Source organism: Variovorax sp. 01N429, from assembly GCF_056399425.1.
On sequence record NZ_JBFTRG010000135.1, the window covers coordinates 1 to 433 of the forward strand.

At 72.5% G+C, this 433-nt stretch carries 1 protein-coding gene; it reads right to left on the reverse strand.

Annotated elements, in window-relative coordinates; all coding sequences use genetic code 11:
* On the reverse strand, nt 1–433 hold a 433-nt coding region (locus tag AC1DSF_RS30940; RefSeq protein WP_478184132.1), incomplete at both ends, for an FAD-binding protein.

Below are 433 nucleotides of genomic sequence, written 5' to 3' on the forward strand. Positions count from 1 at the left end.
GTCGGTGTGCGGGAACCAGTAGAACTCGAAGTGGTCGTTGTCCGCGCACAGCTCGTCGAAGCCGCCGAGGACCGCGTCGAGCGTCATCGGCCCCTCGCGGGCTTCGAGGAGGAACGCCGGTTCGACGGCGAAGGTGAGCGCCGTGACGATGCCGAGGGCGCCGAGGCCGACCCGGGCGCCCGCGAACAGCTCGGCGTTCTCGGTGGCCGAGCAGGTGACGATCTCGCCGTCCGCGAGCACCATTTCGAGGCCGCGGATCTGCCCGGACAAGGCGCCCGACGCGCGGCCGGTGCCGTGCGTGCCGGTGCCGGTCGCGCCGGCCAGGCTCTGCACCGCGATGTCGCCCATGTTGGTGAGCGCGAGGCCGTGCTGGGCGAGCACGTCGTTGAAGCGCTCCAGGCGCATGCCGGAGCCGACCGTGACGGTGCCCGCC